This is a genomic window from Halopelagius longus, from assembly GCF_900100875.1.
Lineage (GTDB): Archaea > Halobacteriota > Halobacteria > Halobacteriales > Haloferacaceae > Halopelagius > Halopelagius longus.
The window spans coordinates 674,219-700,753 of record NZ_FNKQ01000001.1 but is presented as its reverse complement, the minus strand read 5'-3'; the positions used below and the strand labels follow the sequence as shown (position 1 = coordinate 700,753).

General features: G+C 68.8%; 28 protein-coding genes and 1 tRNA gene. 18 read left to right on the top strand and 11 right to left on the bottom strand.

The features are described 5' to 3' along the window. Positions 1-214: 214 nt before the first annotated feature. Positions 215-367: transfer RNA gene (locus tag BLS11_RS19265), tRNA-Met, on the bottom strand. A 128-nt stretch (positions 368-495) separates the two neighbouring features. On the opposite strand from BLS11_RS19265, the gene BLS11_RS03655 reads away from it, so the two are divergent. Further along, complete coding sequence (locus BLS11_RS03655) at positions 496-1,728, top strand: DUF7115 domain-containing protein (RefSeq protein WP_092533067.1); 1,233 nt, start codon at positions 496-498, stop codon at positions 1,726-1,728. Positions 1,729-1,758: 30 nt separating this feature from the next. Here BLS11_RS03655 and BLS11_RS03650 read toward each other — a convergent pair whose 3' ends face one another. Next, a complete protein-coding gene (locus BLS11_RS03650; RefSeq protein ID WP_092534472.1) occupies positions 1,759-2,121 on the bottom strand; it encodes a DUF5830 family protein in 363 nt (120 codons plus the stop codon). Positions 2,122-2,448: 327 nt separating this feature from the next. On the opposite strand from BLS11_RS03650, the gene BLS11_RS03645 reads away from it, so the two are divergent. Beyond that, complete coding sequence (locus BLS11_RS03645; protein ID WP_092533064.1) at positions 2,449-3,108, top strand: TVP38/TMEM64 family protein; 660 nt, start codon at positions 2,449-2,451, stop codon at positions 3,106-3,108. Between the two features lie 29 nt (positions 3,109-3,137). Here the strand turns inward: BLS11_RS03645 and gpmI are convergent, their stop codons facing one another. Then, complete coding sequence (gene gpmI, locus BLS11_RS03640; RefSeq protein ID WP_092533061.1) at positions 3,138-4,655, bottom strand: 2,3-bisphosphoglycerate-independent phosphoglycerate mutase; 1,518 nt, start codon at positions 4,653-4,655, stop codon at positions 3,138-3,140. A gap of 189 nt (positions 4,656-4,844) precedes the next feature. On the opposite strand from gpmI, the gene BLS11_RS03635 reads away from it, so the two are divergent. Together BLS11_RS03635 and BLS11_RS03630 are read left to right on the top strand one after the other, a co-directional pair. After that, on the top strand, positions 4,845-5,540 hold the full coding sequence (locus BLS11_RS03635; RefSeq protein ID WP_092533058.1) for a DUF1405 domain-containing protein: 696 nt from the start codon (positions 4,845-4,847) through the stop codon (positions 5,538-5,540). A gap of 130 nt (positions 5,541-5,670) precedes the next feature. After that, positions 5,671-6,339, top strand: a complete 669-nt coding sequence (locus tag BLS11_RS03630; RefSeq protein ID WP_092533055.1) for an ArsR/SmtB family transcription factor — start codon at positions 5,671-5,673, stop codon at positions 6,337-6,339. Positions 6,340-6,343: 4 nt separating this feature from the next. Here the strand turns inward: BLS11_RS03630 and BLS11_RS03625 are convergent, their stop codons facing one another. Next, positions 6,344-6,865, bottom strand: a complete 522-nt coding sequence (locus BLS11_RS03625; protein ID WP_092533052.1) for a hypothetical protein — start codon at positions 6,863-6,865, stop codon at positions 6,344-6,346. A gap of 101 nt (positions 6,866-6,966) precedes the next feature. Here BLS11_RS03625 and gatD point away from each other — a divergent pair, with 101 nt between their 5' ends. Then, positions 6,967-8,223 (top strand): Glu-tRNA(Gln) amidotransferase subunit GatD, encoded by a 1,257-nt coding sequence (gatD, locus tag BLS11_RS03620; protein WP_092533049.1) that lies wholly within the window; start codon positions 6,967-6,969, stop codon positions 8,221-8,223. A 9-nt stretch (positions 8,224-8,232) separates the two neighbouring features. Beyond that, entirely contained in the window at positions 8,233-9,210 is a 978-nt protein-coding gene (locus BLS11_RS03615; RefSeq protein WP_092533046.1) for a GNAT family N-acetyltransferase, read from the top strand. A gap of 30 nt (positions 9,211-9,240) precedes the next feature. On the opposite strand, the gene BLS11_RS03610 is transcribed toward BLS11_RS03615, so the two are convergent. Continuing rightward, positions 9,241-10,254 carry a PAS domain-containing protein gene (locus tag BLS11_RS03610; protein ID WP_092533043.1) on the bottom strand — a complete coding sequence of 338 codons (1,014 nt, stop codon included), beginning with the start codon at positions 10,252-10,254 and terminating at the stop codon, positions 9,241-9,243. 130 nt (positions 10,255-10,384) lie between these two features. Then, a complete protein-coding gene (gene carA / locus BLS11_RS03605) occupies positions 10,385-11,458 on the bottom strand; it encodes a glutamine-hydrolyzing carbamoyl-phosphate synthase small subunit (RefSeq protein ID WP_092533040.1) in 1,074 nt (357 codons plus the stop codon). Positions 11,459-11,555: 97 nt separating this feature from the next. Between carA and BLS11_RS03600 the strand changes: the two genes are divergently transcribed. Next, positions 11,556-11,978 carry an Lrp/AsnC family transcriptional regulator gene (locus BLS11_RS03600; protein WP_092533037.1) on the top strand — a complete coding sequence of 141 codons (423 nt, stop codon included), beginning with the start codon at positions 11,556-11,558 and terminating at the stop codon, positions 11,976-11,978. A gap of 20 nt (positions 11,979-11,998) precedes the next feature. On the opposite strand, the gene BLS11_RS03595 is transcribed toward BLS11_RS03600, so the two are convergent. Further along, on the bottom strand, positions 11,999-12,655 hold the full coding sequence (locus BLS11_RS03595) for a PHP domain-containing protein (RefSeq protein ID WP_092533034.1): 657 nt from the start codon (positions 12,653-12,655) through the stop codon (positions 11,999-12,001). Positions 12,656-12,707: 52 nt separating this feature from the next. Between BLS11_RS03595 and BLS11_RS03590 the strand changes: the two genes are divergently transcribed. The 5 genes from BLS11_RS03590 (at position 12,708) to BLS11_RS03570 (ending at position 16,476) form a co-directional block, all read left to right on the top strand. Then, positions 12,708-13,652: a diacylglycerol/lipid kinase family protein gene (locus BLS11_RS03590; RefSeq protein ID WP_092533031.1), complete on the top strand. Its 945-nt coding sequence runs from the start codon at positions 12,708-12,710 to the stop codon at positions 13,650-13,652. Between the two features lie 53 nt (positions 13,653-13,705). Next, a complete protein-coding gene (locus BLS11_RS03585; protein WP_092533028.1) occupies positions 13,706-14,293 on the top strand; it encodes an NUDIX hydrolase in 588 nt (195 codons plus the stop codon). Next, on the top strand, positions 14,294-14,725 hold the full coding sequence (locus BLS11_RS03580; protein WP_092533025.1) for a desampylase: 432 nt from the start codon (positions 14,294-14,296) through the stop codon (positions 14,723-14,725). It begins immediately after the preceding gene. A 55-nt stretch (positions 14,726-14,780) separates the two neighbouring features. Continuing rightward, a complete protein-coding gene (locus BLS11_RS03575; protein WP_092533021.1) occupies positions 14,781-15,488 on the top strand; it encodes an SDR family NAD(P)-dependent oxidoreductase in 708 nt (235 codons plus the stop codon). A gap of 85 nt (positions 15,489-15,573) precedes the next feature. Next, a complete protein-coding gene (locus tag BLS11_RS03570) occupies positions 15,574-16,476 on the top strand; it encodes a glycosyltransferase (RefSeq protein ID WP_092533018.1) in 903 nt (300 codons plus the stop codon). A gap of 6 nt (positions 16,477-16,482) precedes the next feature. Here the strand turns inward: BLS11_RS03570 and BLS11_RS03565 are convergent, their stop codons facing one another. From BLS11_RS03565 to BLS11_RS03550, 4 genes are all read right to left on the bottom strand, one after another. Continuing rightward, positions 16,483-17,502 carry an AIR synthase family protein gene (locus tag BLS11_RS03565; protein ID WP_092533015.1) on the bottom strand — a complete coding sequence of 340 codons (1,020 nt, stop codon included), beginning with the start codon at positions 17,500-17,502 and terminating at the stop codon, positions 16,483-16,485. 315 nt (positions 17,503-17,817) lie between these two features. After that, complete coding sequence (locus BLS11_RS03560) at positions 17,818-18,732, bottom strand: alpha/beta fold hydrolase (RefSeq protein ID WP_092533012.1); 915 nt, start codon at positions 18,730-18,732, stop codon at positions 17,818-17,820. Between the two features lie 64 nt (positions 18,733-18,796). Beyond that, positions 18,797-19,240, bottom strand: a complete 444-nt coding sequence (locus tag BLS11_RS03555; protein WP_092533009.1) for a DUF7975 family protein — start codon at positions 19,238-19,240, stop codon at positions 18,797-18,799. A gap of 63 nt (positions 19,241-19,303) precedes the next feature. Next, positions 19,304-20,308 (bottom strand): YeiH family protein, encoded by a 1,005-nt coding sequence (locus BLS11_RS03550; protein WP_092533006.1) that lies wholly within the window; start codon positions 20,306-20,308, stop codon positions 19,304-19,306. A gap of 225 nt (positions 20,309-20,533) precedes the next feature. Here BLS11_RS03550 and BLS11_RS03545 point away from each other — a divergent pair, with 225 nt between their 5' ends. The 6 genes from BLS11_RS03545 (at position 20,534) to BLS11_RS03520 (ending at position 26,531) form a co-directional block, all read left to right on the top strand. Continuing rightward, positions 20,534-21,163, top strand: coding sequence for an adenylate kinase (locus BLS11_RS03545; protein WP_092533003.1), 630 nt, complete (start codon positions 20,534-20,536; stop codon positions 21,161-21,163). Between the two features lie 313 nt (positions 21,164-21,476). Continuing rightward, positions 21,477-22,784, top strand: coding sequence for a glutamate dehydrogenase GdhB (gene gdhB, locus BLS11_RS03540; RefSeq protein ID WP_092533001.1), 1,308 nt, complete (start codon positions 21,477-21,479; stop codon positions 22,782-22,784). 100 nt (positions 22,785-22,884) lie between these two features. Next, positions 22,885-23,817, top strand: a complete 933-nt coding sequence (locus BLS11_RS03535; RefSeq protein ID WP_092532998.1) for a DUF106 domain-containing protein — start codon at positions 22,885-22,887, stop codon at positions 23,815-23,817. Between the two features lie 88 nt (positions 23,818-23,905). Beyond that, on the top strand, positions 23,906-24,484 hold the full coding sequence (cmk, locus tag BLS11_RS03530; protein WP_092532995.1) for a (d)CMP kinase: 579 nt from the start codon (positions 23,906-23,908) through the stop codon (positions 24,482-24,484). Positions 24,485-24,488: 4 nt separating this feature from the next. Beyond that, positions 24,489-25,361 (top strand): RNA-guided pseudouridylation complex pseudouridine synthase subunit Cbf5, encoded by an 873-nt coding sequence (locus BLS11_RS03525; protein WP_092532992.1) that lies wholly within the window; start codon positions 24,489-24,491, stop codon positions 25,359-25,361. A 78-nt stretch (positions 25,362-25,439) separates the two neighbouring features. After that, positions 25,440-26,531 (top strand): succinylglutamate desuccinylase/aspartoacylase family protein, encoded by a 1,092-nt coding sequence (locus BLS11_RS03520; RefSeq protein ID WP_092532988.1) that lies wholly within the window; start codon positions 25,440-25,442, stop codon positions 26,529-26,531. The last annotated feature ends 4 nt before the right edge of the window (positions 26,532-26,535 follow it).

Genomic DNA, 26,535 nt, shown 5'->3' with positions numbered 1-26,535 from the left:
GAGCGTGAGGCGAGTACGGAAGCGCCGCTATCGGATCGAGTGATCGGCGACCGTCGGCCGACGACCGGGACCGACGACGTAGTACTACGCGCATCCTGCAGGGCCGAACGCGTCACTCAACGGCGAAGACGAAGCGAGAAATCGACGGACGCGAACGGACGAGAGACGGATCGCTCGAAGCAGTAGTTCTCGGAGGAAACGGTGGCTTCGGAAGTGCCCGGGGCGGGCTCCGAACCCGCGATCTCCGCATGACTCAGGTTCGAGGCTCGGCGGGCCCCGATTGCACGCGGAAGCTTCCAAGGCGTTACCGCACCGAATCTCAGAAACCCTATGAGTGCGGCGCTATGTCCAGCTAAGCCACCCGGGCTCACTCTCTCGTTGTGCGATGAGTATCTTTAAGCTTCTCATCCGTCCTCGCCGGAGGGCGTGTCAGCACATATCACTCTCCCGCGAATCACCCGCGGATTTATCAATAGGCACGGGGACAACGAATCTATGAGTCAACCGCAGATCGTCCAGTCCGCCCTCGGCGGGGAGGCCGTCGTCACCCGTCTCGGTCTCGGCGGTGAAGACGAACTGTACGCGACGCCGACGCGGACGCTCGTCTACAGGGCCGAAGGCCTCCTCTCGGACGAGTCCGTCGAGGAGTACCCGCACGATGCAGAGCGAGTGACGGTATCGGAAGGCCGTCGGAAGTCCAAGGTGACCCTCGAGTACGGTCTCGACGGGTCGGAGACGTTCGCCTTGCCGTCGAAGTATCTCGACAGGGCCCTCCACCCCCTCGTGGAGGGCGTCCTGAAGGCGAACGGCATCCTGAAAGAGGAGGAGTCGGTGGAACGACTGTTCAGGTTCAGCGAACTCACGTTGGTCGTCGCGGGCACGCGCGTCGTCAGACACATCGGGAGCAGCCTCTGGGACGAAGATTACGAGGAGTACCGCTACGAGGACGTGACCGACCTCACCTTCGAGGACGGGAGCGTCGCCACCTCCGTCGTCATGACCGTCGGCGACCGCCAGGAGCGGTTCAAGACGCCGAACGAGGACGCCCGCGCGGTCCGAGAGGCCCTCGAATCGACGCTTTTGGACTACTGGGGCGTCGCCTCGCTCGAGGAACTCCGCGCCGCGAACGAACCCGAAGACGAGGAACCCGCCGAAACCGACGAAGTGTCGTTCGGAGACGGTCCGGACCCGTTGAGCGCGAACCCCGCGGAACTCTCGGACGAACCGAAGAACGCCACGCGAGACGCCGAATCCGAGACGGAGACCGAATCGGAGTCGTCGCACGCCGCCGGACAGCAGACGGCGGAGGTTCGGACCGAGGAACCGGGGACGGCCGAGTCGCAAGCGGCGGAGACGACGACGGCCGACGCCGACGCGACGAACGAACAGACGGCGGAAGCGTCCGCCGAGGCGTCCGCGGGAGCGAACGCCGCGCCGTCCGCCGGTCGGAGTGCGTCGGAGACCGAATCGGCGTCCGACGAGCGCTCGGAACCGAGCGCCGCGGACGCCCGCCCGGAAGAGGGCGACGCGCGAAAGGCGAAGGAGGGAGCGAACGCCGACGCGGGGTTCGAGAACTCCGGGTTCGAGTCGGCGGGCCCCGTCGCCGAGGACGCCCTCGCCGACGAGGTGGCGGCGCTTCGGGAGACGGTCGAAGCGCAGGGCGAGGAGATTCGCCGCCAGCAGGAACTCATAGAGCAACTCATCGAAGAACTGCGGCGCGGCAGGTAGACGCACCGGGCGTCTGCGGTTCTCTCGTCGTTACTCGCGGCCGAGGACTTTCCGGATGCAGGAGGAGCCGAACGGCCCGAGTTCGCCGGTTTCGAAGCGGACGAAGTGCCCCGTCGAGATGCTCGCGCCGCAGCGACGGCAGTCGAACTCCCCCTCGCGTCGGACGACCTGTTCTTCGAACCTGACGTACGTTCCGCCGCGGCGCGTCCGTATCGTGCCGCCCTCGCGGTCGATTACCCCCCGGAGTTCGGCGGCGTCCAAGATGTCCCGCGTGAGCGTCGGGTTCGTCGTCACCGTCTCGATTCGGTCCACCACGTCCGAGAGCGGAAGTTCGTCCGCCTCGACGTGCGCCAACAGCTCTACGGCGAGTTCGACGCGTTCCTCGGCGTCCATCTCCCGAACGTCGGCGTCGACCGGGTCGCTCCCCTCGGAGCGCGTTCTTCCGCCGGGCGAACGCCCGTCCGCGTCGCTCTCGGGGTCTGCCTCGGCGTCTGCGCTCGGATCGTCTCCGCCGCCGAACGCGGAGAGGTCGGCTTGCGCGTCGGACTCGTCGTCGGGCACGGCTACGCCTCCACCTGCGCGGTGCGAGACCAAAAACGCAGCGTGCTTCGGTCGCCTCGCGGAGTGACGACGCCGACGATTTCAGACTCCGGTCGCGACGGACGCCGGTGCTCGGCCGAGGCACAAGGCGTATATCGAGTCGTGAGCGAAGGGGAGACGATGCGACGACTCCGCTTCGGCGCGCGAATCGGCGTCGGTGCCGCGTTGGCCGCGGTCGTAGTGGCCGCCGCGGTCACCTCGCCGGACGCCTTCCTCTCGCACCTCGCGTGGGCGAGCGCCGACCCCGCGCGGTTCGCCGCCGTCGCCGTCTGTCTGGCGCTCGTCCGACCGCTTCTCGCGTGGCCGACGACGCTTCTGGCCGTCGTCGTCGGGTACGTCGTCGGCGTCGGCGGCGTCCCCTTTGCGCTCGCGCTCATCGTCCTGACGAGCGTTCCGCCGTTCCTCTTCGCGAGGCGGTTCGGCCGCGGCGGCAGGGTCGCGGCCGCCGGCGAGGCGTTCGTCGAGCGAACCGGCGACGTTCGGAGCGTCGTCGCCAGCAGACTCCTCCCCGCGCCCTCGGACGTCGTCTCCGTCGCCGCGGGCGTCTCCGGCGTCCGCCTCGGCGCGTTCGTCGTCGGCACGGCCGTCGGAGAGACGCCGTGGGCCGTCGCGGGCGTCCTCGCGGGCGCGTCGGCCGAGACGCTCGCCGCGGGCGACGTGGCCGGCGCTATCGACCTCCGACTCGGCGTCGCGGCGGCCCTCGCGGCGGCGATGCTCGTGGCCCCGACGCTCTACGAGTGGTACGACGAACGGCGGCGGAGCCGAAAAGACGCGGCCTGAGGCGGGCGAAGAGCGCCCGAACGCTATCGTTATTCGAGGAGCGACTCGCCCGTCATCGTCTCGGGCTGGTCGATATCCATCAGTTCGAGCATCGTCGGCGCGAGGTCACAGAGCGACCCGCCGGAGCGAACGCGCCGTCCGCCGTCGGTGCCGTCTGGCGCGAGGTAGACGAACGGAACCGGGTTCGTCGTGTGCGCGGTGAAGGGACTCTCCGCCGTCCCCATGTCGTCGGCGTTGCCGTGGTCGGCGGTGACGAGCGTGTGTCCGCCCGCGCGTTGGACGGCGGCCGCGAGGCGGCCCAACTGCCTATCGACCGCTTCGACGGCGGCGACGGCGGCGTCGAAGTCGCCGGTGTGACCGACCATGTCGGGGTTCGCGTAGTTGAGAACGAGTGCGTCGGGGTCCTCGGAGTCGATGATGTCTACCGCGGTGTCCGTGACCTCCTCGGCGTTCATCTCCGGTTGCATGTCGTACGTCGGCACGTCCGGACTCTCGACGATGCGTCGAATCTCGCCGTCGAACTTCACTTCGCGGCCGCCGTTGAGGAAGTAGGTGACGTGGGCGTACTTCTCGGACTCGGCGAGGCGGAGTTGGGTCTTGCCCTCCCGCGAGAGCACCTCTCCGAGCGTGTCTTTCGGGTCCTCCGGCGGGTACGCCACGGGGAAGGTGAACGTCTCGTCGTACTCGGTCATCGTCGCGAGGTGGATGTCCGGCGGGTCGGGGTCGAACGACCAGTCCTCCGGGCGGAGGTTCGCGAGCAGGCTGACCATCTGCCGGGCGCGGTCCGGGCGGAAGTTGAAGAAGAAGACGGCGTCGCCGTCTTCCAGCGCCGGTTGGCCGGATATCAGCGTCGGTTCGACGAACTCGTCGGTCTCCGTTCGCTCGTAGGACTCTTTGACCGCCTCGACGGCGCTTTCGGCCTCGTGTTCGGCCTCGCGGTGGACGATGGCGTCGTACGCCTTCTTCGTCCGCTCCCAGTTTTGGTCGCGGTCCATCGCGAAGTACCGCCCGGAGACGGTGGCCACCTCGCCCGTGCCGTTCTTCTCGACGACGGACTCCAACTCTCGGAGGTAGCCCTCGCCGCTGTGGGGGTCGGTGTCGCGCCCGTCGGTGAAGGCGTGCGTGACGGCTTCGACGCCCCGGTCTGCGGCGAGTCCGATGAGGGCGTGGAGGTGTTGCTGTTGGGAGTGGACGCCGCCGGCGCTGACCAGTCCCATGAAGTGGATGCGTCCGCCCGTCTCCTCGACGTGGTCGAGTGCGCCCGCGATGACGTCGTTCTCGCGGAAACTCCCGTCGTCGATGGAGTCGTTGATGCGGGTGTACGCCTGCTTGACGACGCGGCCCGCGCCGATGTTGAGGTGGCCGACTTCGCTGTTGCCCATCTGGCCCTCGGGCAGTCCGACGCGGCGGCCCGAGACGTCGAGCGTCCCGTACGCGCCGGTGTCGGCGTACCGGTCGAAGTTCGGCGTCTCGGCCTCCTTCACCGCGTCGCGATGGTCGTGGTCTCCGAGGCCCCAACCGTCGAGGATGACGAGCGCAGCTTGCATAGTCGGACGGTGGGCGGCGAGCGGTAACTACTCTTCGTTTCATGGGGTCGCCGGACTGACGGAACGTTCTCGGCGTCCCTGGCGCTCGGGTCCGAACGCTCGCCCGACGCCTCGGTGCGACGCGGCGAGTCGGCGAGTCGCCGCGCCGACGCGACACCTTCTTTCGCGCGCCGGGCGTTCCTGGGAGCGATGGCCGACGACGAGACGACGGCGACGGCGGCGCGGGCGAACCGACTCCGACGTCCGTTCCCGGTGCGGTGGGTACAGTACTACCTCGGCAACGGCGCGAGCCTCGGGTGGCTTCTCGTCGTCAACGCCGCCGCGTTCTTCGTCGGCGTCAGCTTCTACGTCCACTCCGAGCCCTCCTTGGCCGACGTGAGTTCGATGCTCTACCCCCTGTTCGGCGACTCGCCGACGGCGCTTGCGCTCGCGACGCTCTCGTTGGCGACGCTGCTTCCGCGCGTCGGAAAGCCCGTCACCGACGCGCCGAACAACCGCGTCCTCGCCGTCCTCCACACGCTGGCGTTCGTCTGGCTGGTGAAGTACGGCGTCTGGACCGCCGTCGCGTTGAACCTCCGTTTGGACCTCTACTTCGGGTTCTCGCCGGACCTGCTGTGGGACTACTGGGGCATCATGCTCACCCACCTGCTGTTTCTGGCGGAGGCGGCGCTGATACCGTACTACGGGCGGACGACCCGCGAGGCACTCGTCGTCGCTCTCGTCCTCGCACTCGTCAACGACGTGTACGACTACGGGTTCGGCTTCTACCCGCCGTTGAAGTACGAACCCGGCCTCTTCCTCGCCGGTATCACCGTCGCTCTGTCCTTTGCGGTGGTCGGACTCGCCGCGCGGACGTTCGACCGACTCGAGGAGTCGGCCGAGTAGCGGCGGTCCGTCGTTCGGACGGGCGACGAGTTCGACCGCCGCGAGTCGAGGGACGGCGACGGAGTGCGAACCGGTCGCACTCCCGGCGGGGGGAGTCAGCCTTTTCCGTGCTCACGATTTACCTACGGTTATGGATTCCGCGGTACTCCTCGACCTTCTCGGGAACGAGAACCGCCGGCGTATTCTCCGGCTTCTCGCCCACAAACCGTGCTACGTCACGGAGATCAGCGAGTACCTCGGCGTCAGTCCGAAGGCGGTCATAGACCACCTCCGCAAACTGGAGGATGCCGGTCTCATCGAGTCTCGAACCGACGACCAGCGTCGGAAGTACTTCCACATCTCTCGGAACCTCCGTCTCGAAGTCCACGTCTCCCCGTACGGGTTCGGCGCGAAGTCGGCCTACCCCGCCAGTCCCAGCCTCGACATGACGGGGCGGTGTCCGCACGTCTCGTTCGACATCCCGCAGGACGACGCGGAGGAAGCCGACGACGTGGCCGACTTGGCCCGCGAAGTCGGGCGACTGGAGGAGTTAGAGAACGAACTGTCGCTCGCTCAGCGGTGGGTCCACGGGCGGATGACGGACGTGCTGGACCGGCTGAGCGACAGAATCGGCTCCGACGGGGAGAGTCGGTTCTACGCGGAAGTGTTAGCGGCGGTGGCGGGCGGGGCCCGAACCGTCCGGAGCATCGCCAAGGAGGTCAACGCCGCTCCCGAGTCGGTCGAACGGTCGCTCGAACACCTCGCCGAGCGCGGATTGGTCGCGCGCGACGAGGACGGGTGGGCCGTCTCCTCGGGGTAGACGCTCAGATATCCTGGGTTAGCCCGTTTCGCAGGTCGCGTCCGAAGTAGTGTCCGGCCAGCGACGCCAACAGGCCCGCGCCCGCGCCGATTCCGGCGACGGCGACGCCGTACTCGGCGAGGAAATCGACGGCGAACGGGGCGACCACGGAGGTGAGCGTCGAGAGGACGAACGCCAGTCCGGACGCGAGTGCGCCCGCGAGGCCGACTTCGAGGTAGCGCCGCCGGGACGCCAACAGGCCGACGGCGAACCCCACGGCGAACAGGCCGAGGAACCGGCCGACGAACCCGATGATCGGAATCGCCCCGCCGACGAACAGGCCCGCCAGCGAGAGACCGAGGACGGCGACGAACGACTTCGGCGAGAACACCCGCCCGAGTCGGCTTTCGCTCCCGCCGGAGTCGGTCCGGCGCGCCGCGGCGGCGTCGTCCTCGCCCGAGTCGGTGCCGAACCCGTCGAGACCGAAGTCGGAGGCGGAGACGGAGGTGGAGGGGGCGGTCGACTCCGTCTCGTCACTTCGTTGCATAGTGGACGTGGGACGGCCCGCAACATGGCTCTTGTGCCGCGTCGGTTCCGACCCGACGCCGAAAAGGTGGTTTCAAGTCTCGCCCGGCGGTACGTCGCGGTATGAACGCAGGGGACCGCGTCCGCGTCGAACGCGCGGGCGTCACGAACGAGGGCGTGTTGATGCCGTCGTCGACGCCGGACCACCTCGTCGTCAAACTCGACGGCGGGTACAACGTCGGCATCGACCGCGACGACGCCGACGTGGAGGTACTGGAGACGGACGTCTACGACGTCGAGGACGCACAGACGGACGACTCCTCGGCCTCCGAAATCGAGTTCGACGACGACCTGCCGACCGTCTCTCTCATCTCCACCGGCGGCACCATCGCCTCCACGGTGGACTACCGGACCGGCGCGGTGACCGCGCAGTTCGACGCCGAAGACGTGCTTCGGGCCGTCCCGGACCTCGCGGGGCGGGCGAACTACCGGGGCCGCGTCGTCGCCAACATCCTCTCTGAGAACGCGACGCCGGACGTGTGGCGTGACCTCGCGGAGGCGGTCCGCGAGGAGATAGAAGCGGGCGCGGACGGCGTCGTCGTCATGCACGGCACCGACACGATGCAGTTCAGCGCCTCGGCGCTCTCCTTCATGCTCGATACGCCCGTCCCGGTCGTCTTCACGGGCAGTCAGCGCTCGGCGGATCGCCCCTCCTCGGACAACGTGATGAACGCCGTCTGCGCCGTCGAGGCCGCCAAATCCGACTGCGCGGAGGTGCTCGTCTGCATGCACGCAACCGAGAGCGACGACGTCTGCGCGCTTCACCGCGGCACGCGCGTGCGCAAGAACCACACCTCCCGACGCGACGCGTTCGAGACGGTCGGCGCGGAACCGTTGGGCGAGGTGGACTACGAGTCCGAGGAGGTCCGGTTCCGCCGGGAGTACGCCGAACGCGGAGAGGCGGACCTGTCGCTGTCGCCGGAACTCGACGGCGACGTGGACCTGCTGAAGTTCACGCCCGGCATGGACGTCGACCGCTACGGCGAGTTCCTGAAGGACTCGGAGTTGGACGGACTCGTCATCGAGGGGACGGGACTCGGCCACGTCCACACGGACTTCATCCCGGTCATCGCGGACCTCGTGGACGACGGCGTCGTCGTCGCCATGACGAGTCAGTGCCTCCGGGGCCGCGTCTGCGACCGGGTGTACGACACCGGACGGGACCTGTTGGACGCCGGCGTCGTCGAGGCGGGCGACACCCTCCCCGGAACGGCGAAGGTGAAACTGATGTGGGCGCTCTCGAACCTCGAGGACCCCGCGGAGGCGATGACTCGTTCCCTCGCGGGCGAACTCCAGCAACGCTCCGTGCCGTGGGAGTGAGACGCTGAGATGACGGCCGGTCCCCGCTACGAGTACGAGGACGAGGCGGGCGAGACGGTTCTCGTCCGACCCGCCCGCGAGGAGGATTACGACGCCGTCGCGGCGTTCACGAGCGACACGTGGGGCGACCGCGGCGTGGACGACTACATCGGCGACGTCTACCCCGACTGGATAGCCGACGACGACGGCGAGACGCGGCAGACGTTCGTCGTCGATGCGGGCGCGGACGCCCCGACGACGGACCTCGGTGGCATCGTGCAGGTGACGACGCTCTCGGGGTACGAGGCGTGGGCGCAGGGGATGCGCGTCAACCCCGACTACCGGGGGCGCGGACTGGCGAAGCGTCTGAGCGACGCGACGTTCAGATTCGCCCGCGAGGCGGGCGCGTCCGTGATTCGGAACATGATCTTCTCGTGGAACGTTCCCAGCCTCGGCCTCACGCGCGATACGGGGTACGACCCCGGCATCGAGTTCCGGTGGGTCCACCCCGACCCGGACGCGGACGCGGCGGCCGACCTGCGAATCGAGGCGGGCGGGGACGCGGACCCCGACGCGGCGTGGTCGTTCTGGACAGGCAGCGACGTTCGGACGGACCTGAAGGGCCTCGTCTTGGACCCCGATGAGACGTGGGCGCTCTCTTCGCTGACGCGGGCGCGACTCCGCGACGCCGCCGACGACGGCCGCCTGTTCGTCGTCCGCGAGGGCGGCACCCGCGGGTTCGCCTACCGGAACCGAACGTACGATAGGGAGAACGACGACGGCGAGACGGAGACGTGGGCGGAGTACGCCGTGGGCGCGTGGGCGCGCGACGACGCCGAGGCCGCCCGCGCCGTCGTCGCCGCCGTCTCCCGCGACGCCGCCGCGGCGGGCGCGGACCGCACGCGCGTCCTCGTCCCCGAGGGGCCGCGGTGGGTGACCGACGCCGCCGTCGCCCGCGCGGACCTCGCGGAGCAACCGACGTTCGTGATGGAAGCGGACCTGACGTAGGGCGGCGTCGTCGCCCGCTTTCGACCGCCGCTACACCCACGTCACGCCGGACACCGTGACGCAGGTCCCGCCCATGTCCGACTCGCCGACCTTCACGTCCCACCCGTGAATCCCGGCGACGCGGGCGACGGTGGCGAGACTGTACGTCTCACCCTCTAACTCCGAGGTGGCCGAGTCGAACATCGTCTCGTACTGGTGGGCCACGTCCGTCCCGTCGTCCGAGACGTAGAACCCCTCCGCCGCCGTCCCGACGCGAACGCGGACCGCGTCGCCCGCGCGGACGACGGCCGTCGCGAGGAGGTTCTCCAGGAGGTACGAGAGCAGTTCCCGGTCCGCGAGGAACGCCCGCGAATCGACGACGAGAAACGAGGCGTCCCCCGGTTCGACGCGGTGCCACACCGACTCGGCGACGTCCCGGAGTTCGACCGATTCGAACTCCAAGGAGGGTGCGTTCTCCGCGAGGACGGTACCCGTTTGGACGATGGCGTCGATCTGGTGGAGGATCTGCGCGAGTCGCCAGGCCTCGTCCCCGCCGGACTCGGCGAGCATCTCGGACGCGCGGACGGCGGCCGAAAGCGGCGGCCGGATGTCCTCCGAGAGGACGCCCGCGATGCTCACCAACTGCCGGTTCCGCTCCTCCAACCGGAGTTCGGCCAGTTTCCGGTCCGTGATGTCGAGGTGCATCAAAAGCGCGTACCGGTCTCCGTCCTCTCCCTCGAACGGGACCGCGCGCAGGAGAAACCACCGCCGTTCCGTCGGGGAGTGACACGGATAGTCGAGTCTGAAGCCGTCGCTCTCCCCGTCGAGGACGTCTCGTATCCCGTCGGCCACGCGGCCCGCCTCCTCGGACTCGTCGCGGAACTCCTCACAGACCGCGAGGTAGTTCACGTCGCGGAAGTCGTCGGGTCCGTCGTACCCGTTGTCCTCCGCGAACTGCCGCCACGCGCGGTTCGTGTAGACGATGTCGCCGCGCGAATCCACGATTGCCACCTCCGTCGGCAAGTCGTCGAAGCCCCGTTCGGGAAGGGAGAGCGCGGATGCCATACCGGTCGTTGGTCGTGCTAGGCAATCACAATGACGGTGGTGGGGGTACGTTCGACGCTACCGCATCGGGTGAGAAAGCGAGTGGTGTCGGACGGGGTGTCCGTCCGCCGGAGTGCGTCAGGTGAGGTGGTCAGTCGGAGGACGACGCGACGGCGGTCTGTTGCTTCGCGTCGGTCATCGCCAACACGTCGTCGAAGAAGTCGAGCGAGTCGTTCGGGCCGGGGTGGGCCTCGGGGTGGTACTGACGGGTGATGACGTTCAGGTCGTCGTTTTCGAGTCCCTCGGCGGTGCCGTCGTTGACGTTGACCTGCGTCACGTCGAGGTCGCCGGGTTCGTCGACGGTGTAGCCGTGGTTCTGCGTCGTCATCACGACTTTCCCGGAGTCGAGGTCGCGGACCGGTTGGTTGACGCCGCGGTGGCCGAAGTCCATCTTCTCGGTGGTGCCGCCGAGTGCGCGGGCGACGACCTGTTGGCCGAGGCAGATGCCCGCGAGGGGAATCTCGCCGACGAACTCCTCGACGAGTTCCTGCGCCTGCGTGAAGTTCGCGGGGTCGCCGGGACCGTTCGAGATGAACAGGACGTCCGGCGACAGTTCCTCGACGTCTTCGACCGTCGCGTCGTACGGGAGGACGGTCACGTCGGCGCCGCGTTCGAGGAGCGAATCGACGATAGAGCCCTTCGCGCCGCAGTCGACGAGGGCGACGTGGGCGTCGCCGCCGGCGCGGTAAGTCACCGCTTCGGGCGTGCTGACCTGCGCGCCGATGTCGACGTGTTCGCTCATCCCCTTGCACTTCGCGAGTTCCTCTTTGGCGTCTTCGGGCGTCACGTCGTCGCCGACGGCGATACCGCACTTCATCGCGCCCTCCTCGCGGATGGCCGTCACGAGTTCGCGCGTGTCGATGTGGTCGATGGCGGGGACGGACTGGTCGCCCAACCACTCGACTATCTCGTCGGTGAACTCGCGAGCGATTGCGGCCCGCGGGTGGACGCGGTCCGATTCGAATCGTTCGTCTCGGACGCCGTAGTTTCCGATCAACGGGTACGAGAACGTGAGGACCTGTTCCTCGTACGAGGGGTCGGTCAGGCTCTCTTCGTATCCCGTGTACGCGGTCGTGAACACCAGTTCGCCACGTGTGTATCCCGGAACGCGACCGCGCGCTTCTATGACGCGGCCGTCTTCCAGGGCCAGGTAGGCGTCCGACATTACGAGAAACACATGGATTCCGGGGGCATAAGTGTTGCTTTCGTAGCCAAGTTACGAAATTCGTAATGTGTAAGTCTCGCGGGAGACGACGACGTACATGGACGACCTCGACCGTCGAATCCTCGACATCCTCCGACGGGACGCCCGAACGCCGTACACGGAAATCGCAGAGCAGGTCGGAACCTCCGAGGGGACCGTTCGCAACCGCGTCGAACGCCTCATCGAGGACGGCGTCATCGAACGGTTCACCGTCGCCACCCACACGGGCAACATCAAGGCGATGATAGAGGTGTCCGTCGCGGTGGACGTCGACACCACCGCCGTCTCCGAACGGATGGCGGAGTGGGACGAGGTGGACTTCGTCTGGCAGGTGTCGGGCGAGGAGGACATCGTCCTCGTCGTGGACGCGGCGGACACCCGCGCGGTGAACGAACTCATCACGCAGGCGCGGGAACTCGCGGAGGTAAAGAGCACGAAGACGCGACTCATCCTCGACGAACGCCTCGGACAGACCCCGTAACGGGACGGAGACGCCGACGCTCAGCGGCGACGCATCGTCGCCTTCCGCCGGTGGACCTCGTTGTACACCTTATCGAGCAGTGCGTGGCCCCGCCCGAGTTTCACGACCGCTTCGACGTCCCCCTCCCGAACCGCGTCGGCCACCGCCTCGGGCGTCGGCGCGTCGGCGTCGACGCGGGTGTACGCGCGCCCCACCTCGAACGGGAAGTGCGCGTCGCTCCCCCCGACGAGGGGCAGTTCGAGTCGCTCCGCCAGTTCCCGCGTCTGTCTGATGTGTTCGGGGTTCTTCCCGTTCAGTTCGATGGCGTCGAACGGGGCGTCCGATTCGAGGAGCGTCCCGTTGCGGTACGGGTGCGCCAAGATGGCCGCACAGCCCCTCTCGTGGGCGAGTTCGACCGCCGCCTCCGGTTCGAGTTCGCCGGGCGTCGTCCGACTCGGCGGGTTCGGGCCGACGACGACGAGGTGGCCGAGCGTCGTCGATATCTCGACGCCCGGGACCGTCGGGAACCGCCGGTCCGCGGAGTACGCGTAGTCGTGGTTCGTCACCGCGACGGCGTCCAACTCGCGCCACTTCGCCGCCGCGGTCAACAGGTCCAAGCCGAGAGCGTCGTACCACGTCGGGCGGCCCGGACGGGCGTGGAAGAAGCGAGTGTGCGCGTGAAGGTCTACGGCCAGCACGTCTCCTCGGTCGGGCCGCCAACGCTTTGTTCTTCTGCCGTAAGAGCGACCCGTGAGCAGACGCGTGCTCGTCCGGAACCCGGAGAGCGGAGACGGACGGCAGAGCGAACGCGCCCGCGACATCGCCGAGTCCCGCGGTTACGACGTTCGAAACAGCACCAGCGGCGACGACGCGCGGACTCTCGCGCGCGAGGCCGCCGCCGAGGGCGCGGCGACGATCGTCGCCTGCGGCGGCGACGGAACGCTGAACGCGGTCGTCCGCGGCGTGGACGAGGCCGGCAAACTCGACGACGTGCGCCTCGGCGTCGTCCCCGCGGGGACGGGCAACGACTTCGCGGACAACGTCGGCATCCGCGGCGTCGACCACGCCTTCGAGGTGGTGGAATCCGGCGAGGAACGCCGAATCGACATCGGGAGCGTCCGGTGGACCGACGGGTCGTCCGACGCCGACGCGGGCGCGCCCGACCTCTTTTTGAACTCCTGCGTCTGCGGACTCACCGCGGAGGCGAGTGCCCGCACCACGCCCGTGGCGAAGCGTCGCTTCGGCGTTCTCGCGTACGTCCTCTCGACGCTCCAACGCACCCGGTCGTTCGAGGGGTTGGAGTTGGACGTGCGCGCGGGGGCCGACCGGGAACCCGCGTGGTCCGGGCAGGCGTTGATGCTTCTGGTCGGTAACGGGCGACGGTTCCCCGGCGAGGGGATGCAACAGGCGAACATGGAGGACGGCCTCCTGAACGTCGTCGTCGTCGAACACGCGCCGGCGCTGAACTACCTCAGATCCGGCGCGGCGGACGCCCTCCTGCGCCGCGACGCCTCCCACCTGACGTGCCTGAAGGTGCCGCACCTCGTCGTGGACGCGGCGACGCCCCGGCAGTTCAGCCTCGACGGCGAGATGGTCGAGGAACGCCACCTCGTCGCGGACTGCAGGCCGGGCGCGATGCGGTTCGCCGTCGGCGAGACGTACGACCCGTCGCCGCCGGACCCCGGCGCGGAGTGAGGACGCCGACGCGCATCGAAGGGTCCTTGACCCACCTTACCGATTGACGGACTATGAGCGCAGACGAGGGCGGGAACGCCGCCGACTCCCCCGAGGAACTTCACGCGAACGCCGAGCAGGACGTCATCGCCGTCGATTCCGACGACAACGAGGTCGACCTCGTGAACCGACTGGAGGCGCACACCGGCGACGGGATTCGCCACCGCGCGTTCACCTGTCTCGTCTTCGACGAGGAGGGGCGACTACTCTTGGCGCAACGCGCGCCCGACAAGCGCCTGTGGGACACCTGCTGGGACGGCACCGTCGCCTCCCACCCCGTGCAGGGACAGACGCAGGTGGAGGCCACGGAACAGCGTCTCGAAGAGGAACTCGGCATCACGCCCGACCAGTACGGCGACCTGCGCGTGACCGACCGCTTCGAGTACAAGCGTTACTACGAGAACGCCGGACTGGAGTGGGAGGTGTGCGCCGTCCTGAAGGTGACGCTCGAAGACACCTCCTTGGACCCCGACGAAGACGAGATTGCGGGGATGCTCTGGGTGGACTACGAACACCTCCACGATCACCCCGAGTGGTACCGCCAACTCCGCCTCTGCCCGTGGTTCGAAATCGCCATGCGCCGCGACTTCGAAGAGGAGTAAGTGACCGCGAGGACCCTCGCCCTCCGAGAGGGCGTCCGAGGCACTATTCTCGCGCACGCGCGCGAGGGCGCGAACTCCGACCCGCCGAGGGAGGTGTGCGGCGTCCTCGCGGGACGGCGCACCGACGACCCGAGCGACGACGCCACCGTAGAGAGCGTCCGGCGCGTCCCGAACGTCGCGGCGAACCCCCGCGTCGAGTACGAACTCGACCCCGAGGAGACGCTTCGAACGATAGAGGCGGTCGAATCCGAGGGGCGGGACGTCGTCGGCTTCTACCACAGTCACCCCGAATCGGACCCCGTGCCCAGCGAAACCGACAAACGGCGGGCGACGTGGACGGGGTACGTCTACCTCATCTGCGCCCCGGACGGCCGGATGCGCGCCCACCGGTGGACGGGCGCGGCGTTCGAGCGTCTGCGAATCGAGGCGTGAGCCGCCTCGCCCGAGAGCGCAACCCCCTTCCCGCGCCGCCGCGTCGAATCGGGCGATGAGCGACGACGGACCCGAGTTATACGACTCGTTGGACGGACAGGTCGCCCTCGTGACGGGGGCGAACCGCGGCCTCGGACGAGAGATAGCCGAGCAACTGTACGACCTCGGCGCGACGGTGTTCGCGGCGACGCGCAGCATCACCCACGACGTGCCCGACGAGTGGGAACACCTCCTCGTGGACGTGACCCAAGAGGGCGAGATATCCGACGCCGCGGACGACATCTTCGCGGCGGCGGGTCGCCTCGACATCGTCGTCAACAACGCCGGAGTCGGCGAGTTCGACAACGACATCGTCTCCGAGTCGGCGAAGGACATCGACCGGACGCTCGCTACGAACCTCCGCGGGCCGATGCTCGTCTGCAAGCACACCGTCCCCCTCCTGCTTCAGACCGACGGCGGACGCGTCGTCAACGTCTCCTCGGGGATGGGTGCGCTCACCGAGTCCCAGTCCGGCGGGTCGCCCGCCTACCGCGTCTCGAAGACGGGGCTGAACGGCCTCACCGCCTACCTCCACGGCGAGTACGCCGAGGACGGCCTCATCGCCAACTCCGTCTGTCCCGGGTACGTCCGCACGGACATGGGCGGCGAGGACGCCGACCGGTCGGTGACGAAGGGCGCGGAGACGCCCGTCTGGCTCTCCCGGTTCAAGCCCGAGAGTCCGGCCGGCAAGTTCTGGCGCGACAAACAGGTCATCGACTGGTAGCGACGGACTGCGGCGGTACCGCTCGAAACGTCCGTTTCCGAGGTCGGTCGCGTGGTTTTATGGGTCCGCTCGGTTACGTGTCTCCATGGCGAGTGTCATCCTGCCGTCAAATAGGTGGACCGACGGGGCGGCGGACGTGGCCGCCGACGTTCGCGAGGACGACGAACTGCTCGTGGTTTGTGACTCCGAGAACGCCTCCGTCGTCTCCGACGCCCCCGACGAGGTAACGGTTCTCGTCGCCGGCGACCCCGAGGGGTGCGCCGGGAAGGCGAACGCCCTCGCCTACGGGATGGAACGGGCGACCCACGACGTGGTGGTCTGGACCGACGACGACGTGTCCCGCGATTCGGGGTGGCGCGACAGACTCGTGTCGATGGCGCGCAACCGCGGCGCGGCCACCGAGGTGCCCGTCTACGTCGGCGGGGGTATCTGGCCCCTCCTCGAACCCGCGTTCGTCCTGCTCGGCTCCCTCGGCCTCGTCGAAGGCGGTTTCGTCTGGGGCGGCGGCGTCGCCTTCGACCGGACGGAGATAGACGAGGACGCCCTCCGTTCGGACCTCCGGCGCACCGTCGGCGACGATAGCGTCCTGAGCACCTACCTCGACGACCCGTGGGCGGACGAGGACCACCCGCGGGAGGTTCCCGTCTCCGGCGCGCCCGGCGACGTGTACGACCGCATCGCGCGGTTCGCCAAGGCGGCGTACTTCTTCGACCGCGCGGGGACGAGCGTCCTCCTCGCGGCGAGTTTCGTCGCCGCCGCCCTGTTCGCTCTCTTTCCGGTCTTCGGCGTCGTCGCCGCGACGACGCTCGCGGCGGCGGGGTACGCCAAACTCGGCGTCCGGCGCGCGTCCGTCGTCCTCGCGTACCCGTCCGTTCTCTGTCTCCCCGTCGCGCTTCTCGCCGGCATCCTCGCGCCCCGATTCGAGTGGGGCGGGCGGCGCTACGAGTGGCGCGACGCGTTCGACGTTCGCGTGGTGGACGACGAGTAGGGGACGCTACTCGCCGTCGGCCCGCCGCGCCAACTCGTCGTACGCCTCCCACGAGGGGTCCACGTCCGGGTGGTCGATTCGCTCGCCGTCCGCGTAGACGCCGGACCCTTCCGAGACGCGCCCGGCGACGCCGACGGGCGTGCCCTCGGCTTCTAACGCGGAGACGATGGCGTCGGTGTCCTCCGGAGCGACGGTCAGGACGAGCGTTCCGCCCGTCGTCGCGGCCCACGGGTCGATGCCGAGGTACTCGCACGTCTCGCGGACGCCCGGGCGCACCGGAACCTCCTCCAAGGAGACGTCGAAGCGGACGCACGCGCCGTCTGCGACTTCGTTCAACGCGCCGAAGACGCCGCACTCGGTGGCGTCGTGCATCGCGTGCACCTCGCCCGCCGCGGACGCGGTCATCGCGTCCCTGACGCACTCGGCCTCGTCGAGCCGAGATTGGGCGGCTTCGAGCGTCTCGGCCGGGAGGTCGAACTGGTCGGGGTAGAGGTTCGTGAGCAGACCCGTCGCCTCCACCGCGGGACCCTTGGTGACGAGGACGTCGTCGCCGACGCGCGCGCCGTCCGGGCGAACCACGTCCGAGGGGTCGCCGACGCCGAGTGCCGTCGCGCCGCCGACCCACGGGAACGAACACCCCGCGTAGCGGGCGGTGTGACCCGTGACGACGCTCACGCCCAACTCTTCGGCCTCCTCGTGCATCGACCGCCAGACGGCGGCGAACTCCTCGTCGGACATCTCCGGGGGGAGCGTAAAGGAGATCGCGAGGTGGGAGGGCGCGAGGCCGGAGACGGCAACGTCCGCGAGGACGAAATCGAGGGCGAAGCGACCGGCCCGGTCGAAGCCGAGGCCCGGGAGGAGAGAGACGGGGTCGGTGGCGATGGAGACGGCGTACTCGCCGAGTTCGAGCAGTCCGAAATCCACGCCGTGCGTCGGTCCGATAGCCACGTCGTCGCGGTCGGCGCCGAGGTTCGGGTAGATGTACTCGTCGAAGAACGCTCTGTCCACCTTGCCCAAATCGGTCATGCGAGTGGGTCGCCGGCCAACGGTTTCAACGTGCCGCTACCCGGCGGAGAGGTCGGTTCCGAGCGGTCGCTCGGAAGGGAGAAAACGGCCCGGGCCCGCGGTGCGGGACCGCGACCGGCTCATGAAGGACGCGGGGGCGGGAGTAGAATCGGGGTCATCCAGTCCCGGTTTCGTACAGGGCCATGCCCCGCGTCGATTACTGCTTTATCGTCGGGGCTTAAGAATGTCGCTAAGTTAACTCGGTGGCGATATATAGCGGTACAGCGCCGTTCCGACGGTGCTCTCGGCGGTTCCTCTCTCCGTCGTTGAGGGGCCTCACGCGCGCGCTTTCTCGAAGTGTTTCGTCAGTTCGTTGCGGACGCGGACGGGTTCCTCGTGGTGAAGCCAGTGCGTCGCGTCGTCTAAGACGACGAGGTGTTCGGTGTCGCAGTACTGCACGCTGTCCAGCGCGAGCGACCGGGAGAGGAAGTCGTCTTTCGCTCCCCAGAGGACGAGCGTCGGGCAGTCGCACCGGTCCGTCGCCGGACGGGGGTTCGCCCGGACGACGGCGCGGTACCAGTTCACCATCGACCGGTACGCGCCCGGGCGGCGCCACGCGGCGCGGTAGCAGTCGAAGTCCGCCGCGTTGAACGTCCCGGGTTCGCTCGTCCGCCGCATCAGGTCCGAGAGGAGGCGGTAGTCCGTCGCAGACGCGACGGCCTCGGGGAGCCTCGGGAGTTGGAAGAAGAGGACGTACCAACTCCGGAGTCGCTGCTCCCAGTCGTGGTAGATGGCCCGCCGGAAGGCGGTGGGATGGGGGATGTTCAGCGCCGACAGCGTCCGGACGCGTTCGGGGTGGTGGAGTCCGACCCACCACGCGAGAAAGCCGCCCCAGTCGTGGCCGACGACGTGCGCGTCGGGCGCGTCGAGTGCGTCGAGGAGTCCGAGCACGTCGCCCGCGAGTTCGTCGGGGGCGTACGAAGACACCGACTCGGGCTTGTCGCTGAGGTGGTAGCCGCGCAAGTCGGGGACGACGACGCGGTACCCCTCGTGTGCGAGCGGTTCGACGTGTTCCTTCCACGCGTACCAGAACTCGGGGAAGCCGTGCATGAGGACGACCGGAGCGCCGTCCTCCGGCCCGGCGAGGACGACGTGGAGGCGCACGTCGCCGACGTCCACCATCCTCGATTCGGCGTCGACGCCGACTTTCTCGGGCGTGACGCCGTCCGCGGGAACGTCCGTCGATGACATACCGTCGGTTCGCGCGCGTTCGGCAAATAACCTGTCGGCGGTTCGACCTGAGTCCGGAGGCGGCTCAGACCGCGGCGACCCACGCGCGGTAGTCCTCGTCGCGGCCGTACACCGCTTGGAACGTCCGGTCTACGAACGCCGCGAGGCGGTTTGCGTCGGACCGCGCGGTGATGCGGACGTTCGTCCCCTCCGCGGCGTCGGGCGACTCCATCCGGTCGATGCGGAGCTCGGGGAACTCGTCCAACAGCGACTTCAGGCGGTCGAGTTCCTCGTCGGTCACGTCCACGTTGAACGTCTGGTCGGCGAACTGCACCCACGGCGCGGGCTCGTCCTCGCCGTCACCAGACTGCGTCTGGCGGGCTGACGAGCCCTGCTCGTCAACGTCTGAGTTCTCCTCGTGGTCGACTTCGAACGTCACGAACGCGCTGGCGCGTTCGCGGTGGGCGGCGAACGCCTCGGCGAACAGTTTCCGTCGCTCGCGGGGTTCGTCGGCGTCGAATCGCGTCATACCGAACCGTTCGTCGCCGTCGGTAGAAAAACGGCGGGGAAGGCGTTCGTCCCGGCGCGTCGGTCAGAGAAGCGTCGTCACGGCGAGCAAGGCGACGGCGGAGACGACGGCGAGGGCGACGGAGAGCACGGCGACGGGCGCGAGGCCCGCCTCGCGCATCGCTTCGAGTCGCACGTCGAGTCCCAGACCGGCGAACGCGAGTGCGAACAGGGCGTCGCTCGTCGCATCTATCGTCGCGAGCGTCTCCGGGGAGAGGAGGCCGGCGTTCGCAGCGAGGGCGACGAAGGCGAACCCCGCGAGGAAGTTCGGCACGCCGTCGAGAAGCGACGCCGCGCCGGACTCCGCCGAGCGGTCGGCGTACCGGAACGCGTACCAGAGGGCGACGACGCCCAAGAGGGCGTTCCGGGCGAGTTTCGTCACCGTCGCCCACTGTCCGGCGGCCGGCGAGTGGGCGAACCCCGCGGCGGTGACCGGACCGGTGCTGTACATGCTCAATCCGGCCCAGACGCCGAACTGCCGCGGCGAGAGGGCCAACAGGTCGCCCATGACGGGGAACAGAAGGAGCGTCACCGCGTCGAAGAGGAGGATGGCGGCGACGACGTGCGCGAGTGACTCCCCGTCGGCGTCGATGGTGCCCGCGATGGCCGTCGCGGCGGAGACGCCGCAGACGCTCGCGCCCGCCGCGAGGAGCGAGGCCGTCTTGCGCTTGAGGTCGAACACGCGCCGCCCGAGGAACTCGACGAGAGCCACCCCGCCGACGACGGCGGCGACGGCGAGAGCGAGGACGACGGGGCCGGTGGCGACGAGGTCCGAGAAGGCGATTCGCGCCCCGAGGAGGACGATGCCGGTTTCGAGGAGCAGTCCGCGGTAGCGGACGCCGGCGTCCGCAATCCGGGGGACGCCGACGGTGTTGGCGACGACGGCACCGAATCCGACGGCGAGGAGGAGCGCGTTCAGACCGGACACCGCCCCGGCGACGAGGCGGGCGAGGCCGGCCAAGGCGACGAGGAGGAGGAGGCCCGGGACGGCGGCTTCGGCCCCTCGGACGGCCCGCGAAACCGCGCTCACGAGTGGGCGCGGGGCCGCGCGCCGACGGGAGACGCGCCGAGAGGCGGCGCGGCGGCGGGACCGGGGGCGTTCGTCGGCGTCGCGTTCATCTGTCGGTGCCGTCCACGCGGGGAACACTGAATGTGTTGATTCCGCGCCTCGGTTCCGCCTGGCGGCGGCGTCGGACCCGTCGAAAGGACGGACGCTTTCTTCAACGTTATACGGGCGGGCTTGGATGGGGTTCGTATGGGCAAGCACATTCTCCTGTTAGGAGCCCCCGGTGCCGGCAAAGGGACGCAGAGCAAGCGGCTCGCCGAAGAGTTCGGCCTCGAACACGTGACGACGGGCGACGCACTCCGGGCGAACAAGGACATGGACATAAGCGACATGGACACCGAGTACGACACGCCTCGGGAGTACATGGACGCGGGCGAACTCGTCCCCGACGAGGTGGTCAACGAGATAGTGAAGGAGGCGCTCTCGAACGCCGACGGCTACGTCCTCGACGGCTACCCGCGGAACCTCGACCAAGCCGAGTACCTCACGGAGATTACCGACCTCGACGCGGCCGTCTACCTCGACGTGAGCGAGGAGGAACTCGTCCGGCGACTCACCGGCCGCCGCCTCGACCCCGAGACGGGCGACATCTACCACACCGAGTTCAACATGCCCGACGACGAGGCGGTCCGCGAACGCCTCGTCCAACGCGACGACGACACAGAGGAGACGGTTCGGGAACGCCTCAGCGTCTACGAGGAGAACACCGAACCCGTCGTCGAACACTACCGCGACGAGGGCGTCCTCGTCGAAGTGGACGGCGAACAGACGCCCGACGACGTGTTCGAGGACGTGGCCGACGTCGTCGAGTCGGCGTAGTCCGACGCGCCACACCGTTTCTACTCTTTCCTCGCCCGCCGCCAGCGACGGCTTCGACGACGACTCGGTCGATAGTCGAGGCGCCGCCCGTCGTGTCACTCGTGAACACCAGACGTGAAAATCGCCGAGACGGTCACGGTTAAAAGAATAGGTTTATCCTAATATTCCTATTACTCTTGGTACGGGCCGAGACGGCCCGGGATACCCATGACGCTGTGGAAATGCGGTCCCGCGAAGACGGCAGGACAGTCCCCGGACGAACGGTTCGGAAATCGTCGCGAGACGGTCAGTCGCGGTACACGGACACGATACTATGGGAACCAGTACTGAGCCATCGGCGGACGAGACGGACGCGCCGGACGCGGCCACAGAGGAGACGGAGGAGTCGGCCGTCGAGACGGCCCGGAAACAACTCGACCGGGCGGCGACGCGCCTCGACATCGACCCGAACGTCGTCGAACGCCTCCGTCACCCCCGGACGGTCCACGAAGTCAAACTCCCGGTCGAACGCGACGACGGGACGCTGGAGGTGTTCACGGGCTACCGCGCCCAACACGACAGCGTCCGCGGCCCGTACAAGGGCGGACTCCGCTACCACCCGGCCGTGACGCGCGACGAGTGCGTCGGCCTCTCGATGTGGATGACGTGGAAGTGCGCCGTGATGGACCTCCCGTTCGGCGGGGCGAAGGGCGGCGTCGTCGTGGATCCGAAGTCGCTCTCCGCCGAGGAGAAGGAGCGTCTCACCCGTCGGTTCGCGCAGGAACTCCGCGACGTGGTCGGCCCGCACACCGACATCCCCGCGCCGGACATGGGGACGGACGCCCAGACGATGTCGTGGTTCATGGACGCCTACTCGATGCAGGAGGGCGAGACGGTTCCCGGCGTCGTCACGGGTAAGCCGCCGGTCATCGGCGGGAGCGAGGGGCGTGACGGCGCGCCCGGCCGAAGCGTCGCCATCGTCACCCGCGAAGCCGTCGAGTACTACGGCTGGGACCTCTCGGAGGTCACCGTCGCCGTCCAAGGGTTCGGGAGCGTCGGCGCGAACGCCGCGCGCCTGTTGGACGACTGGGGCGCGAACGTCGTCGCCGTCTCCGACGTCAACGGCGCGATATACGACCCCGACGGACTCGACACCCGCGACGTTCCGACCCACGAGGAGGAGCCGGAAGCGGTGATGACGTACGACGCGCCGCAGAAACTCTCGAACGACGAGATTCTGGAACTCGACGTCGACGTGCTGATTCCGGCGGCCGTCGGCAACGTCGTCACCGCCGACAACGCCGGGCGAGTGGACGCCGAGTTAGTCGTCGAAGGCGCCAACGGCCCGACGACGTTCGCCGGCGACGAGATACTCGAAGAGCGCGGGATTCCGGTCGTCCCCGACATCCTCGCGAACGCCGGCGGCGTCACCGTCTCGTACTTCGAGTGGTTACAAGACATCAATCGGCGGGCGTGGTCGCTCGAACGCGTCCACGAGGAACTCGAAAGCGAGATGACCGACGCGTGGGAGGCGGTCCGAGCCGAGTTCGAAGGCGGCGCGCGGACGTGGCGCGAAGCGGCGTACGCCGTCGCCCTCCGGCGGGTCGCGGCCGCCCACGAGGCGCGGGGCATCTGGCCCTAACGTCCCCTCGCGTCCCCCTCGTTCGGGCCCAGTCACGCCCCCTCATCCGCCCGCAACGAGAGTAAAAGGTTCATAACCGGTGATGACTAATTCACCCGTAATGGCAAGAACCGAATCGAAGGTGCGCGACCTCGTCTCCACCGACCCGGAGATGCGCACGGCCGTCGAGACCGTCCTCGAACGGTCGGAGGCCGGAGAGGTCAAGTGGGTCGACGTGAAGGGCGACCTCACGAGCGGTCAGTGGGGCCGCCTCATCGAGAAGGGCGTCCTCGTCGACGGCGACGAGGGGTTCCGCCTCGCCGACCCGGAGGGGGCCCGCGAGGGTCTGGAAGCGGCCGCCGGTAACGGAGCGTCCTCGGCGTCCACGTCGTCCTCGTCGTCCGCCGCCGACATCGACACGGGCGACTCCTCGTGGTCCACGTACGACAAGATGGCCGGCGTGGTGACCGTCGGCCTGTTCCTCGGCTACTCGTGGAAGCCGCTCCGCGACGTGATCGGTTCGACGATGAACGTCGCGCTCGGCCCGCTTCACGAGGTGCTGCCGTTCTACGCCGTCGTGATGGTGCTGGCTCTCGCGACCGGTCTCTACTCGACGCTGCTTCAGGCGAACCTCATGGACATGGAGAAGATGGGGGCCTACCAAGAGCGGATGAAGGACATCCAAGAGCGTCAGAAGAAGGCCAAGGAGAACGGCAACGACGAGGAACTCGAACGCATCCAACAGGAGCAGATGGAGGCGATGGGCGACCAACTCGGGATGTTCAAAGAGCAGTTCCGCCCCATGGTCTGGATCATGTTCCTCACCATCCCGGTGTTCCTGTGGATGTACTGGGCCATCGGCGTCGGCGGCGGGTCGGAGGCGCACGTCGCGCTCAACAATCTCGTCCTGCCGCTTCGGGGCGAAGTCGCGTGGACCGAGTCGGTGCTCGGCCCGATTCAGGCGTGGATCGTCTGGTACTTCCTCTGCTCGATGGGCTTCACCCAGATTATCCGCAAGAGCCTCGACATCGACATGTCGCCGTCGGCGTCCTGAGGCGACGCGGCGTTCCGACGCCTCGGTACCGCCTCTCACTCCGCGGTGCAAAGACAACCTCTTTTAGAGCGTCCCACGGAGGATGAGTATGTTGCTGACCGTCTCCGGCCCCGCGGGAAGCGGGAAGAGTACGACCGCGGCTGGACTGGCCGAGGCGCTCGACCTCGAACACATCAGCGGCGGCGACATCTTCCGCGAACTCGCCGCCGAACGGGGGTACAGCGCCGTCGAGTTCAACAAGCTCGCAGAGGAGGACGACCAGATCGACCGCGACCTCGACAGACGCCTCTACACCATCGCGACGGAGCGAGACGACGTGGTGCTCGAATCCCGCCTCGCGGGGTGGCTCGCGGGCGAGCACGCCGACCTGCGCTTCTGGCTCGACGCGCCGATAGCCGTCCGCGCCGCGCGCATCGCCGACCGCGAGGACAAGAGCGTCGAACTCGCGCGCGAGGAGACGGAGGCGCGCGAACGGAGCGAGGCCCTGCGGTACGAGGAGTACTACAACATCCCCATCCGCGACCTCTCCATCTACGACATGGTGCTGAACACCGCCCGGTGGGGTCCCGACGAGGTGCTCGACATCATGGGCGGTGCGGTCGAGTCGTACCGCTCGGAGGCGGACGAGGGGCAGTACGCCGTCGACGGCGTCAACTACGACTTCTAACAGTATGTCCGACCTGCGCGGCCCACCCTCCGACCGGAGCGCCGACGAACTCCGCTCGTTCGGCGTCGTCAACCTCGACAAGCCGCCCGGCCCCTCGGCGCACCAAGTCGCCGGGTGGGTGCGCGACATGGTCGGCACCGACCGGGCGGCCCACGCCGGAACGCTCGACCCGAAGGTGACCGGCTGTCTGCCGGTCTTGCTGGGCGACGCGACGCGCATGGCGCAGGTGTTCTTGGAGGGGACCAAGGAGTACGTCGCCGTCCTCGAACTTCACGGCCCGGCACCGTCGGACTTCGAGGCCGTCGTCGCCGAGTTCGAAGGCGAGATATACCAGAAGCCGCCGCGGAAGAGCGCCGTCACCCGCCGCCTCCGGACGCGGGAGATACACGCGGTGGACGTCCTTGAGGTGCGAGACCGGCAGGCGCTCCTCCGGATCGACTGCGAGAGCGGGACGTACGTCCGGAAACTCTGCCACGACATCGGCCTCGCGGCGGGGACGGGCGCGCACATGGGCCACCTCCGGCGCACCGCGACGGACCCCTTCGACGACACCGACCTCTCGACGATGCACGACCTCTCCGACGCACTCGCCTTCGCCGAGGAGGGCGAGGAATCGTTCCTCCGGGACGTCGTCGCGCCCGCCGAACGCGCCCTGCGGCACCTCCCGCGGGTCACCGTCGCCCCCTCCGCGGCCGAGCAAGTCGCGGAGGGCGCGCCCGTCTACGCGCCGGGCGTCATAGACTCCGAGGACGCGAGTCGCGGCGATTTGCTCGCGTGTTACACGCCGAACGACGCCGTCGTCTGCCTCGGCCGCCTCGTCGGCGACCCGGACGCCGACTCCGGCGAAGTCGTCTCCTTGGAACGCGTCCTCGTCTGAGGCGACGGCCGCGCCGCGGCGGTCCGGTACGACGGCCGAACCATCCCCGCTTTTCCCCGCCCGGCGAGAGGTTCGACTATGCAACTCGGAACGGTGCAGTCCGAACCCGGCGAGGTGGTCTCCGGGTGGGTCGAGGCGACGGACCTCCCGACGGGCGGGGCGGAGCGACTCCCCCTCGTCGTCGCCGAGGGAGTCGACGACGGCCCGACGCTGTGGATGACCGGCGGCGTCCACGGCGACGAGGCGACGGGCGTCGCGGCGGTGCAGGACGCGATTGGCTCGCTCCCGGTCGAACGACTCGCCGGAACCGTCGCCGCCGTCCCCGTCGTCAACCCGGCGGGCTTGCGGCAGAACCGCAGGCGGTCGTACTACGGCGACGACGACCCGAACCGGTACTTCCCCGACCCGGAGTCCGCCTCGACGCGCCCGCCGGGGGTACAGGAGCGAATCGACGAGCGACTGTACGAGGCGTTCGCGGAGTCGGCGGACGCCCTCGTCGACGTCCACACCGCCGAAATCGGGTCGATGCCGTTCGTCATCCGCGACCGGGTGCTGTACGGGTCGCGCCGCGACGAGTCGGCGGCGGAGGCGTTGGCCGAGGACCTCTCGCGCCTCGTCGAGGCGTTCGGCCTCCCCGTCCTCACGGAGTTCCCCGCCGAGGAGTACGTCGAACAGGGACTCCAACGCTCGACGGCCGGCGCGGCCCTGAACGCCGCCGGCATCCCCGCGTTCACCGTCGAACTCGGCGGGCACAGCGTCGTCGACGAGGACGCCCGCCGGGCGGGCGTGGCGGGCATCTACGCCGCGATGGTCGAACTCGGGATGCTGACGGAACGCCCCGACGGCGTGGGCGAACCGGGCGCGGGCGTCCCCGACGCGCCGGTCGAGTATCCGGTCCGTCGGACCGTCCACCCCCGCACCGAGACGGCGGGACTCGTCCGCCACCGCGTCGCGCCGGGCGACGTGGTCGAATCCGGCGATGTCGTCGCGGAGGTGACGACGCCGCAGGGCGACGTTCTCGACACCGTCACCTCGGAACACGACGGGTACGTTATCGCCCGCCGCGAGGGACTCGCGGCCTACGAGGGCGACCCCGTGTTGAGCATGGCCGTCCGCGACGAGGGTGACCTGGTCGCCCCGCGAGACGGTGACGACGGCGACGAGGAGTGACTCG

Bases quoted from the DNA above. Each gene is read 5' to 3' on its own strand.
- BLS11_RS03655 (WP_092533067.1), top strand. From the start codon at position 496: ATGAGTCAACCGCAGATCGTCCAGTCCGCCCTCGGCGGGGAGGCCGTC.
- BLS11_RS03650 (WP_092534472.1), bottom strand. From the start codon at position 2,121: ATGGACGCCGAGGAACGCGTCGAACTCGCCGTAGAGCTGTTGGCGCAC.
- BLS11_RS03645 (WP_092533064.1), top strand. From the start codon at position 2,449: ATGCGACGACTCCGCTTCGGCGCGCGAATCGGCGTCGGTGCCGCGTTG.
- gpmI (WP_092533061.1), bottom strand. From the start codon at position 4,655: ATGCAAGCTGCGCTCGTCATCCTCGACGGTTGGGGCCTCGGAGACCAC.
- BLS11_RS03635 (WP_092533058.1), top strand. From the start codon at position 4,845: ATGGCCGACGACGAGACGACGGCGACGGCGGCGCGGGCGAACCGACTC.
- BLS11_RS03630 (WP_092533055.1), top strand. From the start codon at position 5,671: ATGGATTCCGCGGTACTCCTCGACCTTCTCGGGAACGAGAACCGCCGG.
- BLS11_RS03625 (WP_092533052.1), bottom strand. From the start codon at position 6,865: ATGCAACGAAGTGACGAGACGGAGTCGACCGCCCCCTCCACCTCCGTC.
- gatD (WP_092533049.1), top strand. From the start codon at position 6,967: ATGAACGCAGGGGACCGCGTCCGCGTCGAACGCGCGGGCGTCACGAAC.
- BLS11_RS03615 (WP_092533046.1), top strand. From the start codon at position 8,233: ATGACGGCCGGTCCCCGCTACGAGTACGAGGACGAGGCGGGCGAGACG.
- BLS11_RS03610 (WP_092533043.1), bottom strand. From the start codon at position 10,254: ATGGCATCCGCGCTCTCCCTTCCCGAACGGGGCTTCGACGACTTGCCG.
- carA (WP_092533040.1), bottom strand. From the start codon at position 11,458: ATGTCGGACGCCTACCTGGCCCTGGAAGACGGCCGCGTCATAGAAGCG.
- BLS11_RS03600 (WP_092533037.1), top strand. From the start codon at position 11,556: ATGGACGACCTCGACCGTCGAATCCTCGACATCCTCCGACGGGACGCC.
- BLS11_RS03585 (WP_092533028.1), top strand. From the start codon at position 13,706: ATGAGCGCAGACGAGGGCGGGAACGCCGCCGACTCCCCCGAGGAACTT.
- BLS11_RS03575 (WP_092533021.1), top strand. From the start codon at position 14,781: ATGAGCGACGACGGACCCGAGTTATACGACTCGTTGGACGGACAGGTC.
- BLS11_RS03570 (WP_092533018.1), top strand. From the start codon at position 15,574: ATGGCGAGTGTCATCCTGCCGTCAAATAGGTGGACCGACGGGGCGGCG.
- BLS11_RS03565 (WP_092533015.1), bottom strand. From the start codon at position 17,502: ATGACCGATTTGGGCAAGGTGGACAGAGCGTTCTTCGACGAGTACATC.
- BLS11_RS03560 (WP_092533012.1), bottom strand. From the start codon at position 18,732: ATGTCATCGACGGACGTTCCCGCGGACGGCGTCACGCCCGAGAAAGTC.
- BLS11_RS03555 (WP_092533009.1), bottom strand. From the start codon at position 19,240: ATGACGCGATTCGACGCCGACGAACCCCGCGAGCGACGGAAACTGTTC.
- BLS11_RS03545 (WP_092533003.1), top strand. From the start codon at position 20,534: ATGGGCAAGCACATTCTCCTGTTAGGAGCCCCCGGTGCCGGCAAAGGG.
- gdhB (WP_092533001.1), top strand. From the start codon at position 21,477: ATGGGAACCAGTACTGAGCCATCGGCGGACGAGACGGACGCGCCGGAC.
- BLS11_RS03535 (WP_092532998.1), top strand. From the start codon at position 22,885: ATGGCAAGAACCGAATCGAAGGTGCGCGACCTCGTCTCCACCGACCCG.
- cmk (WP_092532995.1), top strand. From the start codon at position 23,906: ATGTTGCTGACCGTCTCCGGCCCCGCGGGAAGCGGGAAGAGTACGACC.
- BLS11_RS03525 (WP_092532992.1), top strand. From the start codon at position 24,489: ATGTCCGACCTGCGCGGCCCACCCTCCGACCGGAGCGCCGACGAACTC.
- BLS11_RS03520 (WP_092532988.1), top strand. From the start codon at position 25,440: ATGCAACTCGGAACGGTGCAGTCCGAACCCGGCGAGGTGGTCTCCGGG.